Origin of the sequence: Pseudoalteromonas undina (genome assembly GCF_000238275.3) — a bacterium.
Taxonomy (GTDB): Bacteria; Pseudomonadota; Gammaproteobacteria; order Enterobacterales; family Alteromonadaceae; genus Pseudoalteromonas; species Pseudoalteromonas undina.
Genome location: NZ_AHCF03000002.1, coordinates 622400 through 637750, shown reverse-complemented (window position 1 = coordinate 637750; position 15351 = coordinate 622400). Strand labels below are relative to the sequence as shown.

Annotated in this window: 19 protein-coding genes and 1 rRNA gene; 4 read left to right on the top strand and 16 right to left on the bottom strand. The window is 39.2% G+C overall.

All coding sequences use genetic code 11. The features are described from left to right. A 16S ribosomal RNA gene (locus tag PUND_RS03590) occupies positions 1–137 on the bottom strand; the annotation flags it as partial. 623 nt (positions 138–760) lie between these two features. Here PUND_RS03590 and PUND_RS03585 point away from each other — a divergent pair. Further along, on the top strand, positions 761–1240 hold the full coding sequence (locus tag PUND_RS03585; protein WP_010393049.1) for an RNA recognition motif domain-containing protein: 480 nt from the start codon (positions 761–763) through the stop codon (positions 1238–1240). On the opposite strand, the gene murI is transcribed toward PUND_RS03585, so the two are convergent. Both murI and PUND_RS03575 read right to left on the bottom strand, forming a co-directional pair. Further along, positions 1203–1991: a glutamate racemase gene (gene murI, locus PUND_RS03580; protein WP_010393046.1), complete on the bottom strand. Its 789-nt coding sequence runs from the start codon at positions 1989–1991 to the stop codon at positions 1203–1205. The genes PUND_RS03585 and murI overlap by 38 nt on opposite strands. A gap of 66 nt (positions 1992–2057) precedes the next feature. Further along, on the bottom strand, positions 2058–3182 hold the full coding sequence (locus PUND_RS03575) for a DUF5610 domain-containing protein (protein WP_010393043.1): 1125 nt from the start codon (positions 3180–3182) through the stop codon (positions 2058–2060). A gap of 164 nt (positions 3183–3346) precedes the next feature. Here PUND_RS03575 and trmA point away from each other — a divergent pair, with 164 nt between their 5' ends. Beyond that, positions 3347–4444, top strand: coding sequence for a tRNA (uridine(54)-C5)-methyltransferase TrmA (gene trmA / locus PUND_RS03570; protein WP_010393041.1), 1098 nt, complete (start codon positions 3347–3349; stop codon positions 4442–4444). A 9-nt stretch (positions 4445–4453) separates the two neighbouring features. Here trmA and PUND_RS03565 read toward each other — a convergent pair whose 3' ends face one another. The 5 genes from PUND_RS03565 to ccoG all read right to left on the bottom strand — a co-directional run bounded on the left by PUND_RS03565 (position 4454) and on the right by ccoG (position 8770). Continuing rightward, positions 4454–4879 carry a 2-thiouracil desulfurase family protein gene (locus PUND_RS03565; protein ID WP_010393039.1) on the bottom strand — a complete coding sequence of 142 codons (426 nt, stop codon included), beginning with the start codon at positions 4877–4879 and terminating at the stop codon, positions 4454–4456. A gap of 89 nt (positions 4880–4968) precedes the next feature. Continuing rightward, entirely contained in the window at positions 4969–5607 is a 639-nt protein-coding gene (locus tag PUND_RS03560) for a thiol:disulfide interchange protein DsbA/DsbL (RefSeq protein ID WP_008113400.1), read from the bottom strand. A 19-nt stretch (positions 5608–5626) separates the two neighbouring features. Then, the gene (locus tag PUND_RS03555; RefSeq protein WP_010393036.1) at positions 5627–6250 is read right to left on the bottom strand and encodes a thiol:disulfide interchange protein DsbA/DsbL; all 624 of its coding nucleotides are present in this window, start codon (positions 6248–6250) and stop codon (positions 5627–5629) included. 36 nt (positions 6251–6286) lie between these two features. Further along, positions 6287–7261: a serine/threonine protein kinase gene (locus PUND_RS03550; protein WP_010393034.1), complete on the bottom strand. Its 975-nt coding sequence runs from the start codon at positions 7259–7261 to the stop codon at positions 6287–6289. Positions 7262–7339: 78 nt separating this feature from the next. Beyond that, positions 7340–8770: a cytochrome c oxidase accessory protein CcoG gene (ccoG, locus tag PUND_RS03545; RefSeq protein ID WP_010393031.1), complete on the bottom strand. Its 1431-nt coding sequence runs from the start codon at positions 8768–8770 to the stop codon at positions 7340–7342. 283 nt (positions 8771–9053) lie between these two features. On the opposite strand from ccoG, the gene PUND_RS03540 reads away from it, so the two are divergent. Both PUND_RS03540 and PUND_RS03535 read left to right on the top strand, forming a co-directional pair. Next, positions 9054–9413, top strand: a complete 360-nt coding sequence (locus tag PUND_RS03540; RefSeq protein ID WP_010393028.1) for a hypothetical protein — start codon at positions 9054–9056, stop codon at positions 9411–9413. Continuing rightward, the gene (locus tag PUND_RS03535; RefSeq protein ID WP_010393026.1) at positions 9413–9619 is read left to right on the top strand and encodes a hypothetical protein; all 207 of its coding nucleotides are present in this window, start codon (positions 9413–9415) and stop codon (positions 9617–9619) included. Before PUND_RS03540 ends, PUND_RS03535 begins: the two co-directional genes overlap by 1 nt. 32 nt (positions 9620–9651) lie before the next feature. Here PUND_RS03535 and PUND_RS03530 read toward each other — a convergent pair whose 3' ends face one another. The 8 genes from PUND_RS03530 to gspH are packed head-to-tail and all read right to left on the bottom strand — an operon-like array spanning position 9652 to position 15311. Beyond that, on the bottom strand, positions 9652–10239 hold the full coding sequence (locus PUND_RS03530) for a UPF0149 family protein (RefSeq protein ID WP_010393024.1): 588 nt from the start codon (positions 10237–10239) through the stop codon (positions 9652–9654). A gap of 21 nt (positions 10240–10260) precedes the next feature. Then, entirely contained in the window at positions 10261–11019 is a 759-nt protein-coding gene (locus PUND_RS03525; RefSeq protein ID WP_010393022.1) for a type II secretion system protein N, read from the bottom strand. 3 nt (positions 11020–11022) lie between these two features. Further along, positions 11023–11496, bottom strand: a complete 474-nt coding sequence (gspM, locus tag PUND_RS03520; RefSeq protein ID WP_010393021.1) for a type II secretion system protein GspM — start codon at positions 11494–11496, stop codon at positions 11023–11025. After that, positions 11493–12701: a type II secretion system protein GspL gene (gene gspL, locus PUND_RS03515; RefSeq protein WP_010393019.1), complete on the bottom strand. Its 1209-nt coding sequence runs from the start codon at positions 12699–12701 to the stop codon at positions 11493–11495. The genes gspM and gspL overlap by 4 nt, the downstream gene beginning before the upstream one ends. Beyond that, the gene (gene gspK / locus PUND_RS03510) at positions 12698–13684 is read right to left on the bottom strand and encodes a type II secretion system minor pseudopilin GspK (RefSeq protein ID WP_010393017.1); all 987 of its coding nucleotides are present in this window, start codon (positions 13682–13684) and stop codon (positions 12698–12700) included. Before gspK ends, gspL begins: the two co-directional genes overlap by 4 nt. Further along, the gene (gene gspJ / locus PUND_RS03505) at positions 13684–14349 is read right to left on the bottom strand and encodes a type II secretion system minor pseudopilin GspJ (RefSeq protein WP_010393015.1); all 666 of its coding nucleotides are present in this window, start codon (positions 14347–14349) and stop codon (positions 13684–13686) included. The genes gspK and gspJ overlap by 1 nt, the downstream gene beginning before the upstream one ends. After that, positions 14350–14724, bottom strand: coding sequence for a type II secretion system minor pseudopilin GspI (gene gspI / locus PUND_RS03500; RefSeq protein ID WP_010393012.1), 375 nt, complete (start codon positions 14722–14724; stop codon positions 14350–14352). Next, positions 14724–15311 carry a type II secretion system minor pseudopilin GspH gene (gene gspH / locus PUND_RS03495; protein ID WP_010393010.1) on the bottom strand — a complete coding sequence of 196 codons (588 nt, stop codon included), beginning with the start codon at positions 15309–15311 and terminating at the stop codon, positions 14724–14726. Before gspH ends, gspI begins: the two co-directional genes overlap by 1 nt. Between the last annotated feature and the right edge of the window lie 40 nt (positions 15312–15351).

Genomic DNA, 15351 nt, shown 5'->3' with positions numbered 1-15351 from the left:
AGGCATGTTCCCAAGCATTACTCACCCGTCCGCCGCTCGTCAGCAAAGTAGCAAGCTACTTTCTGTTACCGCTCGACTTGCATGTGTTAGGCCTGCCGCCAGCGTTCAATCTGAGCCATGATCAAACTCTTCAATTAAAAAGTTTTATGTCTTTCGACAGCTCAATGAATTCTGAATTTATTTAATATCTTTCGATATTGAATTGACTGTGCTGCAATTCCTACCTAAGTAGTTATTGCTGTTGGTCACTCAGTTTCAATTGAGACTCTAAATTTGTTTGCCTCACTTAGTAAACTAAGCTTGGCTGTTAGAACTCAATCTGTACGAGTGCCCACACAGATGATTGCTTTATATTGTTAAAGAACGTTGCGACGTTGTCGCTAGGGATGCGTATAATACATCCTTTATTTTTCGAGTCAACACTTAATTTTAAACTTTCTTACGATGATTTAAACTTAAGTTTTATTTAACTCTCTGAGTAGTTCGTGCCTCGCTATGCGTTGGCGTTCCCCGTCTCAGTGGGGTCGCATTATAGGGAGATCCGAAAACAGATCAACCTTTTTTTTAGATCTTTTTACTGTTTGCTCAACTTTCAAGCAAATACTATTGAAATGGTATGGAAAGAGCTTACTTTAGGTCGTTTTTTGCACTCTTATTAACTATTTACTATAAATTTCATTGCTATGTTCAATTAAGACGTTAAGATAGCAAGTTCACAATGTTAAATTAATGTTTATTTCCTGTTTATTGGTAGATCAAAATGAAATTACCCGATCAAAAATCTTTTATCTTTGCAGTTATTCTTGCTGTTGTTGGTTTTGTTATCGTTAAGTTTGCACTTGCAAGCCTAGCATTAGACCCTGCACTACTATTTGGTGCTGGTTTATTAATTGGTGGACTTGTCATTGCTGCAATGTCATCAGTAAGTGCAGAAGAAGCCGAAGTAAAAACAAAAACACTTTATGTTGGCAATCTTCCTTATCGCGCAAATGAAGGCGTTGTACGTGCTTTGTTCGAAGAGCAAGGCAAGGTATTTAATGTTCGTTTATTGAAAGATAAGAATACTGGCAAACGTCGCGGCTTTGGTTTTGTTGAAATGGCTCAAGCTGATGCGGATAGCGCAATTGCTAAGTTAAATGATAGTGAGTTCCAACAACGTACTTTAAAAGTACGTGAAGCAAAACAAAAACAAGAAGATGATTCTAACTCTTATCGCTCAGAGTCGGATCAAACAGTGTAACTTGCTTAACGGCTAGTTTATCACTACATATATCAGCCGTTGCATAATACCGCAGCGGCTTTTTTATGCCTGCTTGATTATCGCTTAAATTTAGTAAAGATCTAACTCGCTTAGCAATAGCCGCACCAGAATCTAACAACTCTATATGTGCTTTAAAGTAATCACTAATTGGTTTAGCAAGAATAGGAAAGTGAGTACAGCCTAATACCAGCACATCGATATCTTTATTAATATTTAATCGGTTTAACTCAGCGTGCAGCTTTTCTATATCTAGGTGTTGGGTAAAAAAGAATGTTTCTGCCAGGGTGACCAATTCAACACTACTATATAAGCTTGTAGTTATAAGTGAGGCATGCTCTTTAATCAGTGTATTCGTATATGAACTTGCTACTGTAGCAGGGGTTGCCAATAATCCAATATGCTTTGATTGTGTTATTTGTGCTGCGGGCTTAATCGCCGGTACAACCCCTACAATGGGAATATCTGTTATTTGACGTACCGCACTTAATGCAGATGTTGAGGCGGTATTGCAGGCTATAACAATTAAGTCGACATTGAGCGACTCATTTTTGATAAATTGGATCAGTCCACATAAGCGACTAATTATAGTCTGCTGCGACTGTGCACCATAAGGCAATAATGCATTATCCATGAAGTAACTATATTGAGCGTGAGGAATGCTTTGCTGAATATGCTCAAGTACTGTGGTTCCACCTATACCTGAATCAAATACCATGATGTGCGCTGACAAACTACCATTCCTACTCTTTACTTAGAACGGCAGTTTGCCATGAGGCTTTTATAAAAGAAAGTAGTTTTACTCAGCGTCTAGTTTTGCAGTAGCTGTGTTTAATTTATCTAAGTTTTCAAACATGGTGTTAGTGTAATCAACCAGTTTATCTATTTCTTGTTGATCTTGATTTAGCCATTGAATGATACCTGATAGCTGGCTTTCTAATCCTAGTGCTTGCGCTTTAGAGTAAGCCGATTTTAGATCATCATTAAAAGGCGCGACGGTTTCGGCAATGGCCTTTTCTGATGTTGGCTTAATTTGTTCATACTCTTTAATAGCTGCCACAGTTTTGCTTTGACGTAAGTCCATTGAAAATGCCACCAGCTGTTCATTTCCTAAGCTGAGTTCTTGGGCTTGTTCAAATGCTTTATCTAAGTCACCACTGAAAAAGGTTTTACTTACATCTTGTAACTCTGCCATTAAATCATTTATAGCTTGCTGTTCGTCTTCATTAAGCTCTCCATTTACTGACATAGAAAATGACAACTCGCGAGATTCAGAAAATTGCGTACTAAATGCTTGTGAGCTTTCAGTTTGCTGATAGCGACTAGATGACTGAGATTGGTAAGCGTCTGCAAAACTAATACTCACCTCATCACCTTCTGCGGTGGTAAAAGTGTAATCAGCGCTGTTACTAAGGTTCACATACTGCGATTGACTAACCGTTACGCTTGCTGGCTGAGGATTAAATAAGTTCTGCTCAAATTTATCAAGGCCATTAAAGATGCCCTCTTTTGATTTATCAATACCCTCTTCAAGCTCTTGATTAAATACGCCCATACCTTTTAATTCATCTACAGCTTCATCAACACCTGTTTGCACGCCTTTACGTGCCTGGTTAAGTATATCTTGTAGCTTGTCATCATCGGCACCATTGGCTTTGGCTTTTTTTACTGAGCTTGTGACAAAGTCTAAAACATTTTTGACTACTTCATTAAAATCAAACAATGGTTTGTCTTTTTTCGCTTCAGCAACCGGCAAGCCTAATTCTTTTGCCATTTTGTCACCCAATACGGCCGCTGCCAATTCTTTTCCGCGTTGCTGATAGCTAGTTGGTGGGGAGTCTATTTTAGGCTGTGGCATTGCTTGCTTAGTATTGTATTTATTGGCATTGCTGTTTGGAACAAAACTAAAGTTACCTATTTTCATGAGAAGACTCCTATTTAGACTTACTATTTTATCGGCCAAGTAAGCCTATACTGTAGTAAAATGCTTAAAAAAAGCTCACTATATTTGATCAAAACTAGACAAATACGCTTCGCTCCCTACAATAGCGCCGATAAACAGATCTCAACGATAAGGTTATACCGTTAATGGCAGTTATAAATATAGATACCACGCAGTACGATGCACAATTAAATGAAAAAGAGCAGCGTATTACAGAGCAGTTTCAACGTTTCGGTGTAAAACAGTTAGAAGTATTTAGCTCTGAGCCTATTAACTACCGTCAACGTGCAGAATTTAGAGTATGGCACGATGGCGACGATCTGTTTCATATTATGTTTGATCAACAAACGAAAGATAAAATACGTGTCGATACCTTTGATCCTGCAGCTCCTTTAGTAGGTGAAGTTATGCAGGTAATGATTGATAACTTAAAAGGCTGCGAAGTACTGCGTCGTAAATTATTCCAAATAGATTATTTATCGACCCTCAGCGGTGAAATTTTAGTGAGCTTGCTTTATCACAAGCCACTTGATGAACACTGGTTAACTGAGATTAATGCCTTAAAGGAAAAGCTAAGTAGCCAGTACAAAATTGACTTTATTGGCCGTGCACGTAAGCAAAAAGAAAAATTAGGCGATGACTTTGTTACTGAGCGTTTAGTGGTAAATGGCCAAGAGCTAATCTATCAACAGGTAGAAAATAGCTTTACTCAGCCTAATGCGAAGGTGAATATTAAAATGTTAGAGTGGGCACAAGAGCTATGTAAACCACTAAACAATGATTTACTAGAGCTGTATTGTGGTAACGGAAACTTTTCAATTGCACTTGCGGGCTCATTTAATAAAGTGCTGGCAACAGAAATATCAAAATCGTCTGTGCATTCAGCGCAATATAATATTGCTCAAAACAAAGTAACTAACTTAGATATTATTCGCATGTCGAGCGAAGAGTTTACTCAGGCAATGAAAGGCGAGCGTACTTTCTCTCGCTTAGATGGTATTGACCTTAGTAGTTACAACTGCCAAACCATTCTAGTCGACCCACCTCGTGCTGGCATGGATACCCTAACGTGTGATTTAGTGGCTAACTATGAGAATATTATTTATATATCATGTAACCCAGATACGTTAGAGCGTGATCTTGATCACTTAACGCAAACCCATGAGGTTAAGCGCTTTGCAATATTTGATCAGTTCCCTTACACACACCATATTGAATCTGGTGTATTTTTACAGAAAAAATAAAATCTAATACTATAATACCAGCGCCTTGATAAGTGCTGGTATTTGCTCTTCACTAAATACTTTAACGTGATTCTTTACCAATAACTTAGCGGTCAGCCCCATGCCTTTTACTTTCACCCCACTATGGCTTCCATCATAAATTGTATTACGGCCACACGAAGGACTAGACTCTTTTAGTAAAGCAAAGCGAATATTATGCTTATTACAAAGGGCTAATGCTTTACTAGCGCCAGCTTCAAATGCACTTGTTACATCCTCAGCAGTATTTGTAATAACTCGATTTTGCTTTATCTCAGCGGGCGCTCTAGGCACGAGTAAACCACCAGCAATCTCAGGACAAAATACGATTAATCTATTTTGCTTTTGCCACAAATTAAGTTGAGGGTGCAATATTGTTTGGCCTTTACCATCATAACGAACTGGCAAACCTAACAAACAACTTTAGATTAAAATTTTTTCCATAATGAATTTTCTTCTCCAAATAAAAAAGCTCCTTTCGGAGCTTTTTTATTTCACTAAACTACTTATTTATTTGCTAAGTAGTTAATAAGTGCGCTTACATCTTCTGGCGATGAAATACCTGACTCGCCACCTAAGTTAAGCTTATATTTACCATTAACAATAAATGTTGGAACGCCACGCAGTGCCCCTTTTCCTTTAAAGTAATCTTGGTCGCGCTTCATTTTAGAGCTCAGTGTACGTACCGAAAAGCTTTCAAATAATTTATCAAATTTGTCGCCATCTACACCTTGCGCTAAAAATACATCTTTTACATCTGCAAGCTCATTAAAACGAGCACGCTTTGCGTGAATGTGGTCAAACATCGCTGAAATAATTTTATCTTTTTGCGGTAGTACTTCAGCAGTAGCTAGTGCTTGGCTGATCATGGTTTGATGTTCTGGGTCACGAACGCCCACGAAATCCACATGGCTTTTCTTGAACTTTACGTTTTTGTCTAGCTTAGGTTTGATCTCAGCAAGCAGTGGCTCCATGTTATTACATGCAGGGCAGTAAAAAGAGAAAAACTCTTTTACTTCTGGCTTTCTAGTTGCACGATCAGAGACGACATCATAATGTACGCCCTCTTCGTAAGTGGCAGCAAAACTGGTTGCAGCTAAAGGGAGTAATACAGCAAGCAACCCTGCTTTAACTAATTTGATCATTATTATGGTGCTCCAAAAATTATAGTTTTAGTAAAAAGCTAATTAACTCATCAAGTTCTTGTTGGCTCTTGATTGTATTAATATTGATTTTATATTTGTCATTTACGATAAATGTAGGTACGCCAGTTAATGCGCCAAGCTCAGAATATTTATTCTGCTTATCTTGCATGGCACGTTCAGCTGCTATGATAGGCAAACTAGCAATATCATTATCAAATGTGCTGTTATCAATTGCGTTAAGCTCTAATAACTTCTTAACGTCTTTAATTTCTGTTAATGGTGCACGCTGAATATGGATGCTTTTAAAAATTTTCGCTGTTACTGCTTCGGCTTGACCATGTTTTTTTGCAATTAAGTAAGCAAAGCTCAGGTTACTTTGTGCTTGTGGTGAAACGCCCCCTAAAAAGTTAACATGATTTTTTACAAACTCAGCCCCTTCAGGTAAGTTTTCTGCAATCCCTTTTGCTACCGGCTCAAATTTAAAACAGTGCGGGCAATAGAAAGAGAAGAATTCGGTTACGTTTGGCGTTTTACTCTTTTCAACGTCAATCACAGTATATTGATTACCTGCTTCAAAGTTGGCAGCTAGTGCTGCGAAAGGTAAACATAGGATCAGTAAACTTAGTTTTAATTTTTTAAGCATGAATATCTCGTTATACTTCTTTTTTAAATAAAAATATTATGGCAATAATTTTAACGGGGCTTCTTGCAAAGCTGCAAGCTGTTCTTTAAGCGCTAAAATTTGTTGCTCCCAGTATTTGTCATCTGCAAACCATGAAAAGTTCCGTACAAAAGCTGGATCGCTCCAACGTTTTGCAACCCAACCCATGTAATGAATCATACGCATGGCGCGAAGCGGTTCGATCAGCTTCAGTTGTGAGTGATCAAAATCACAAAACTCTTCATACGCATTCACTAAAGTGTCTAACTGTAACAGCTGTGTTTGTCGATCGCCACTGAGCATCATCCATAAATCTTGAATTGCAGGTCCTTGGCGGCTATCGTCTAAATCAACAAACATCAGCGCATCCCCAGCCCATAAAATATTACCAGCATGGCAGTCTCCGTGTAAGCGAATACTGTCTACATTTTTATATTGCAGCTGCGCTTGGGCAATAACTAAATCTAAAATAGTGTAAAAGGAAGTCTCTAGTCCCATAGGGACTAAATTACTTTTTTGTAAGTGAACTTTAGCTGTATGCAGGTATTCATCGCAGCTAACAGTTGGTCTTTGGCTAAAGGGCTGCGTTTTCGCTACTTGGTGCATGCGACCAATTAAACGCCCTAGTACGTCAAGCTGATCTAAATTATCGACTTCAAATAAACGCCCGCCTACACTTGGGAATAAAGTAAATAAATACCCTTGGTGTTCAAATAAGCTTTGCCCATTATGCTTTATTGGCGCAACCACTGGCACTTCTGCAGCTGCCAGCTCAAAGGCAAAATCATGTTCCTCTTGAATTTGTGCTTTGCTCCAGCGCTCAGGTCGATAAAACTTAACAACGTAACGTTTTCCACCCTCAGCTACAAATTGATACACTCGATTTTCGTAGCTATTTAGCGCTAGCAACCCTGACTCAGCGTAAATATCAACGCTTTCGATGGCATCCAAAATAAGATCTGGGGTTAAGTCAATAAAGCTAAATTTACTCATATACTTCTTATATAAAAGAAAAGCGGGAATATCCCGCTTTTTTGTTAATATCAGTGTTTGTTTTTTAATACAGACTCTTTATCGCGCTTTAAAAAAGTTACTTTGCTGCGATATTTGGTTATCGGGTTCGTTTATTGGCGACAGTACAAAGTTAAATTCGGTCATTGGCGCTTTTAAATCATAAGGGTCCATTACTAATGATAACGGTACATTATGCGATTCACCAGCGTTCACCGTAAAGGTGGTATCACCTATGTATTTATAGTTATCTAACCCTTTAACATCAATAGAGAATGTTTGCTCGTATTGTGCCTTATTAATCACTTTTAAGGTGTAGGTGTTTTCAACTAAGCCATTAAAATCGACACGATACAACTGATTGCGATCACGGATAATATCAAAGTCCATAGGTTTACGCATAGCTATATTGGCTACCAACGCACCGGTAAGTAAGACTAAAATAATACTGTAACCAATCAGCTTAGGACGCAGCGGATGAGTTTTATTCTCTGGGGTTTCCAAGTTACGCTCGGTGGTATAAGAGATTAGGCCTCGAGGATAATTCATTTTGTCCATTACGCCGTCACAGGCGTCAATACACGCGCCACAGTTTATACACTCGTATTGCAGACCATTACGAATATCAATCCCAGTTGGGCAAACCTGCACACACAAGTTACAGTCAATACAATCACCTAACCCCAGCTCTTTTGGGTCTTGTTTACGCGAACGTGGCCCGCGGTTTTCACCACGCGCTTCATCGTAGCTTACAGTAAAGGTGTCTTTATCAAACATTGCTGACTGAAAACGTGAGTATGGGCATATATGTAAACACATAATCTCGCGCATCCAACCCGCGTTACCATAAGTACAAATAGTAAATACAATAATACTAACTAAGGCATAACCGCCTACGTTAAAGGTAACAAATTCAGGGAGTAGTTCGCGAATAGGCGTAAAATAACCAACAAAAGTTAACGCGGTATACAAAGAAAATAACACCCAACTAGTGTGCTTTGCGGTTTTTCGCCAGAATTTGTCAAAATCCATTGGCCGTTGGTCTAACTTTTTACGTTGGTTAGCACTGCCCTCAAACTTTTCTTCAAACCAAATAAAAATAAAGGTCCATACTGTTTGCGGACAGGTATAGCCACACCATACGCGGCCATAAAAAGTAGTCACTAAAAATAGAGCAAACGCCGCAAGCATAAAAATAAATGCAAGAATAGTGAAGTCTTGTGGCCATAGGGTTAAACCAAAAATATTAAACTTTTGCTCCATTAGCTCAAACAACACAGCTTGCTGGCCATTAAAGTTGATCCAAGGCAATAACATAAACGCTAGCATGCCTAAAAAGCCAATGCGTTGTCTTAGTAATTGATGAAGCCCTGTAACCGCACGTACATAAATGCGATTGCGGGGGTTAAATCTATCTTCTTGACGGCTCAGATCAGGTTTTTGGATCTTAACCTCTGTTGGTATGTTTTTTACTTTAATTTGCTTATCCATTGAAGTTCCTCAACGCCGCTAGGAAATAAAAATTCAGCAATCTTTTTGTACTTTTCGCCTAAGTGTAACAACTTGCATGCTAAACATAATACGCTTTAAGTCGCACTTGTGTACTTTCAGATATTTCAGAAATATCTAACTACTGCCTCTTATTATACGCATATTAGCTAAAATTACTGACTAGATTGCTAATAATTTATTCAATTTGTGACTTGCTTTTAAGGTGTATTTTATTACACTTGCCGGCTACTAAAGTGTTGTTTGGATCAAGGTTTGTATATTTATGAAGAAATTTTTTATACTAGTGGTTGTGATCCTAGCATTTTTTACCGTTGATCATCCTTTGGTAAAAGAGCCGCGCGAACGGTTGCTCGGTGATGGTATCGGTTTGTTAAGCAGCTCAACTAAAGTAGATCGCTTTCCTGTAGCAACCATGACGAGAAATAAAGTGAATCAACAGTTAGCACTTTCTCGTTCTGAGCAAGACTATGTTGCTAAAACATTTACTACGGATGAATCAGTCAAGTTATTTGAACTACGCTATTGTCGCCAAGGTGATCTAAACCTCTATTTTTACGAAGAACGATTACTTACTGTATGTCGTATTATCAAAGAGTCATTAGCGCAAGCGAGAGTAAAGTAATGGATTTTTCTGGATTAAATAAAAAAGCAAGTAACTCATTTCATAAACATCGCACCATGCTTAAGCAATTGGCACAGGGTAAAACGTTAAAATGCGAACATTGTAATGGCGTATTAACCCTTAACTTAGCCACCAGCGAACCCGGTAAAGGAGTAATACAGTGCAAACAAGGTTGCACTGATATTGAATTAGAAATTGGCGGTTAGGTGTTAAGAACAACGTTTAAGCGCTAGAAAACTTACTCCTCCCACCCTTCATCAGTATATAAACCACTGTTAAGCGCTACAATTTCGATAAGTTCAGCAAAACCTAATGCAAAGTCGCCCATTAACTCGTACTGCTGCTCACATAAGTGTAATTCATCAATATTATTTTGCTGTGCAATTTGCTTAATGATTGGTTTATCGAGTGCAAAAAAACTGAGCGTAGCCTGTGCGCTTTCAAGCGCTTGCTTGTATTGAATGTCTAGTTGCTCACTTGCTAATAACTTATGGGTATACGCTTGGCTTGCGGTTAAAAAACCCGCAGACCAGTGCTGGCAAAAGTCATATTCAAACTCAGCGGGTAACTTATAACCCAGCTCAAATACTTGCTCACTCACTTGATGATGTAACGCCATTAACAAAAATAACATGTCTTCATCAAGGTCGTTTGCTGTATCAGGGAGAATATTTTCTAACCATTGGTGAACTTCTAGCGGCTCAGGTGAACATATAACGCCAAATAAATAACCTTGGCTTTGGGTAAGGCTCATTGCGCCTGATTGGGTATTTAAAAACTCGCTGAGCAGCTTGGCATGCTGCTCAGTAAACTGAGGTATTTGCATTAAAACTCTTTATATAAAATATTAAAATTTAAGTGGGTAACGACCTTGGTTATCTGGTCTGCCTAAAAACTTCACCGCGTCATGTACCTCTTTGGGTAAAGTTAGATCAGGTTTAACATATCCCGCAACTTTAAAGTCAAAATTAGCCTTTAGTGTAGCATCTGCTTCTAGCCCTAATCTATTGTCTGGCTCGATGAGTATAGCAACATCGCCCGACTTACAACTTAATTTGCCACTAAGATCACCAATATTGAACCAACCAGTTAAACCTTGTACGTCAATATCAGGACTGGCTATTTCACCTTGTAATGATTGGCAATATGGTGCTCCAGAAACGTATTCATCGAGCTCTAAGATTACACGTCCTTTAGCAGTAACTGGTAACGGTAAATCAATTCGCTGCATTGCTCGCTCAACCGTTGAACGCACTACGGTATCAGTTATTTTAAGTTCATCATTTGCTAGTGAATAACTAATATCTGCATAGCCCGATATGTCACTGCGCTCGCGAGGATTACCAAAGCGTAAGTTAGTATTCACTTGAGCTTTAAATAACGCCCAGCCAGATATATCCCAGCGTACATTATTTAATTGCTCACCTTCAAAGCGCAGCTGCATAACTTGTCCCTGCCACAACGTGCCAGCAGTTTGTCCTATTTCTAGCTGCGGTGGAAAATACGGTTTAGCTAAATTTACAGCAACCGCAGCCGGTAATTTAATAACGCTAAAAACAATAAAGCTCATTAAAAAAACGATGGATAATATTATTATTTTTTTCATTAACTACTTCTCTAATACTAAACGGCTTACGCGTACATAACCGGATTTATCATCTTGGCTTAAATCTAGATTTTCTACGCTTAAACCATGCTGATTAACGAGCTCGTCAATCCATTGGATTAATAGATTAAACTCTACTGAGTCGAGCGTTAAACGAAGTGAGTTATCATTAGGCTGCATTTTACTAATATTAATGCTGTAACGGCCGCGCGTATTATTAACTATTTGGCTGAGATTTTGATTACTCACAGCTTGCGTTTTACCCGCGGCTTTGAGCTTAACAATACTCTCGTCTACCCAGGCTAACAATTCTTGCTGTTTTATTTGTGATTGCTGTGCCCGCTCTATCGCAGTATTTAAAGGCCTAAAAACCCCCATCACCAAAACAAAAATGATAAATACACCGCCTGCAACCATAATTAGTTGTTGCTCTTGCTCTTTTAATGAACGCCAATATTGCATTAACTGCTGCTTCATTGTGCACCTCGCAGTCTGATTTCGCCGACGATAAAATCGCCATCATTATTTAACGAGCCCTGCTCAACAGTAACCCCTTGCTGCTCGAGAATGGCTTTAACCTTACCAAAAGTTTGAAAGTCTTTACCACGCGCTCGAATGCGCAATTCATTACGGCGTTTGTCAAAGCGTAATGTTTGTGGCGTAAACTCATTCACTTGCGAAAACACGCTAACCAATTTACTGGTTAAATCTAAAAAGCCAGCATCGCTAACACCTTGTACTTTATTCAATGCACCCTGTATTTGATTTTTAATTAAATGAGGGCGTACTCGTGTGCCGGGAAAGGCTTTTTGATATCGCTCTACTACTTGCGATTTAGCTACTTCTAGCTGCGAATTAAGCTGATGCAATTCAACCGCTTTAATAGTCACACTTGATACCAAGGCAACCACACTAATAATGGCAGCACTTTTCCAGTAACCCCACCATAACGCAGTTTTCTTTTTAAGGGTGTAAGGTCCTTGACGCAAATTAAACTTAAGTTTATCAAGTTGTTTAGCAAATAATGCTAACGGTAACTCATAGTCACTTGTTTGCGGATATAAGTTAAGTGCTTCAGGAAACTGATCAGCGGGGCTGTAATGCTTGATATCAGGGTTGCCTAATGCTACTAAATACTCGTTTAGCCAACTGCTTTCAACCGCGCTAATGTGCCAGTCACCTTGTTTAAAGAGCCACTGCTTATTAAGTTCGATGGCAGTAACACATGACTCTTCAGCGCTTGGTAATAGTAATGCATCCGGTGCAATTTGATACGGGGTGAGTTGATGTTGTTCAAATACTTCTAACCAGTGCTCAAACCAATCACGGTTCGTTAGCGCAATCTTAATGGCATGCTGCTCATCAACCATAGTTGGCTCTCCAAGCGCGATATAAATGTCGTCTATATCACAGGCAATATCTTCTTCGAGCATATAGGGCAATGCTTGCTCTAATTTACGGCTCCACTTTGTTGGCAGTGTCACGGTTTTTAATTGCACTTGGTCACATGGTAAAAGTACCACAAGTTCTCGGGTTAATGCTTTTTCAGTTAGTTCACTTAACTGATTGGCATTTTGTAGCTCGCCACTTGCTATTATTTCTTGTTCTTGTGGTGAGTATATTAACCAGTTAAGTAAATCTTGCTCGGTTTGACCCGTGCGGATCAACAGTATCTCTGTCACTGTACGCCTCCAAATTTTCGCGCCAGTATCGTTACCTCGCCATTGCTGGCATACAGTAATGTGGTCATCGAAAAACGCAAATCAACAAATTTTGCCTGCGTTTGTAATTTAAAATATTCACTTTTTAAACTAAAAAGCTTTTCTACTGCTTTGATATTTTTGCCGCCTTGTTGTTTAACAGACTCAAAAAACTCTTCAATATTATCAAAGCCATTTTCAGGTCGCGCTGCAATTACCGCTTGAGCACCCGAAACACTCAGTTCGTCTATTAGGCCACTGAGCAATAAAGCTTGCTCTTCAGTGACTGTATTAACATTAATTGAAAGTAACGTACTACCTGGGATCACACAGACAAAAGGCAGCACCTTTTCCATCACTAAAGGGTTAAAGCCTTTAATTAAACGCAGTTCAGATACCGAAGCAAATAGGCTATTTGCTGTCATATACGGAAACTGACGCGATAAATACTCGCCTTCTTCAGCTCCTGAGCGATACGTAATACTATTTTTATCTAACCAGTCAAAAACACTATCAGCCATACCTTCTTCAGACTCATCACTGGGTAAGTCTTCTATATTTTCTAATATGGCAAACAACGCTTTATGCGCAGGGTTCGTTTTATTAGTACTGTTTGGGTCAGGCTCAGCACCAAGCGCATTTAAGTTTAAACAGGCTTGTAAATCAGTTAACTGACCGCTTAACGTGCCGTTATCAACTGGATACTTAACATCACCTTGCTTTGCCCACGGCTGCGCTAAGGTGGTTTTTTCTGGATCGTCTTTTTTACTTTGAATTAAGCCTTTAATAGCTAATTCTTCAGCGCCATAAGCATACCATTTAGCCTGTTGCTGACTCTGCAAGTTAGTACTTCTTTGAACCTGTAACATTAAGTTCGCACTCATTTCTACGGCTAAAATAGCAGCCAGCGCGACAATAAATAACACAATAACTAACGCCGCGCCGCGTGATGTTTTTTGATTCATCAAGGCGTTCCTCGGCCATTTGGTTGCGATTGGTTAGTACCATCATTAACTGGTTTAGGTAACTCTTTACCGAGTCCTGGCACTAAAAAAACGCGCCTAATTGGTTCTGCGTTCATTTGCTTTAACGTTACAGCTACCGCTTTAGGTAACGCCTTAATTTGCCAGTTTTCTTGCCACTCTGCGTTACCATCTAAAAACTCAAACTTAAGCTCTTCTACGTCAGCTAAAACAACTTGGCTACGAGGCTCCATATTATCAAGTTGATCAACATAAATGCGATATACTCGTTCTAAGTTGTCATCAATTACTCGATAACCAACAGCTTGCAGCTCTGAGCGAGGAAGCAAATTAATGGGATTCATCCAACCATCACGCACAAAGGCAATGCCATCAAGCTGGCTTTCTAAAATGTAGCGCCCTGCAAGTAAGTAACTCTCTTGAAAATCCCCTGCTTCATTACGCACTTGGCGTTTAGTCATTTGGCTAAAGTCTTGATCCATTAGCCTGAAGGCTGTTTGTAACCCATTTAGCTCAGCAATTTTTTCATCTGATGCTTCTTTGGCACGCGTGGTGGTATCAAGTATTTGGTGGGTGGCCATAATAACAAACGCCAACACCCCTAGTGCCACCATCACTTCTAATAATGTAAAACCGCGCTGCTTCACTTATGGCTTACCTTTATTTAAGTAAGTACTTAACTCATAAATTGAATTTTCATACTTATCATCTGTAAACACATTAATAGTGACCTTTACAAAGCTCTTATCAGCAGTGGGCACAACATCTTGGCGCCAAAACCATTCAATCCCCGCCATCATCTCAGTGCCGCGGGTACCATTTTTACCTTGCCATTTCTCGCCTTTCGTTCGTTGTTCTACCAATACATTCTCGGCTACCCATGAGCCATACGTTTGCTCTTCAATACTCGATAAGTGATGAATATGCTCACCAGTTGCTTGCATTGCAGCAATACCCGCCATAGCACAAATACTTAGCGCAACTAAGACTTCTAATAAGGTAAAACCTTGGTATTTTTTCATTATTGGGGCTCTCGACGAAAATCAACTGGCGCTGCAAATTTACCTTCAATAAAATATACCGGCTCCGCCTGATCTTTTAACTCAAGCATAAGCTGAAATGCACTTACATCAGCAGAGGATAAAAGAAGTACTTGAGGAACTTTTAATTTTTTAAGTTCTAATAAACTATCTTCATTATCGCCACTCATTAACTCACGCCAGTTAGACTGCTCTAATAAGTTATCTTGTGCCCAAGGTAAGTCTTCTAGATTAAGTGTTACTTTAAATTGCTGGTCAAACTCAATTGGTTTAAATAACTCTTCCCGCTCAAAGCTGGTCCACTTTTCGCCATCAAACACTAAAAACTCAAGCGTATTTTGATCAACTAATAAACCTAACTCTACCTGATTAAGTACGGCAAATTCCGATGCGGCATTAATGGTGGTATGCAGCCTACTTGCTTGCTTATCTAGCTCTTCCTCTGCGCCGCCATCTAAGCTGTATACCACCATTTTGGTGGCAAAGGCGATGATCACCAATACCACTAAAATTTCTATTAAACTAAAACCATATTGCTTCGCACTCAGGTGCTTAAGGTTTACCCGCATGGTAAACCCCAATCAACTAAGTTTAAGCGTATGATTAAGT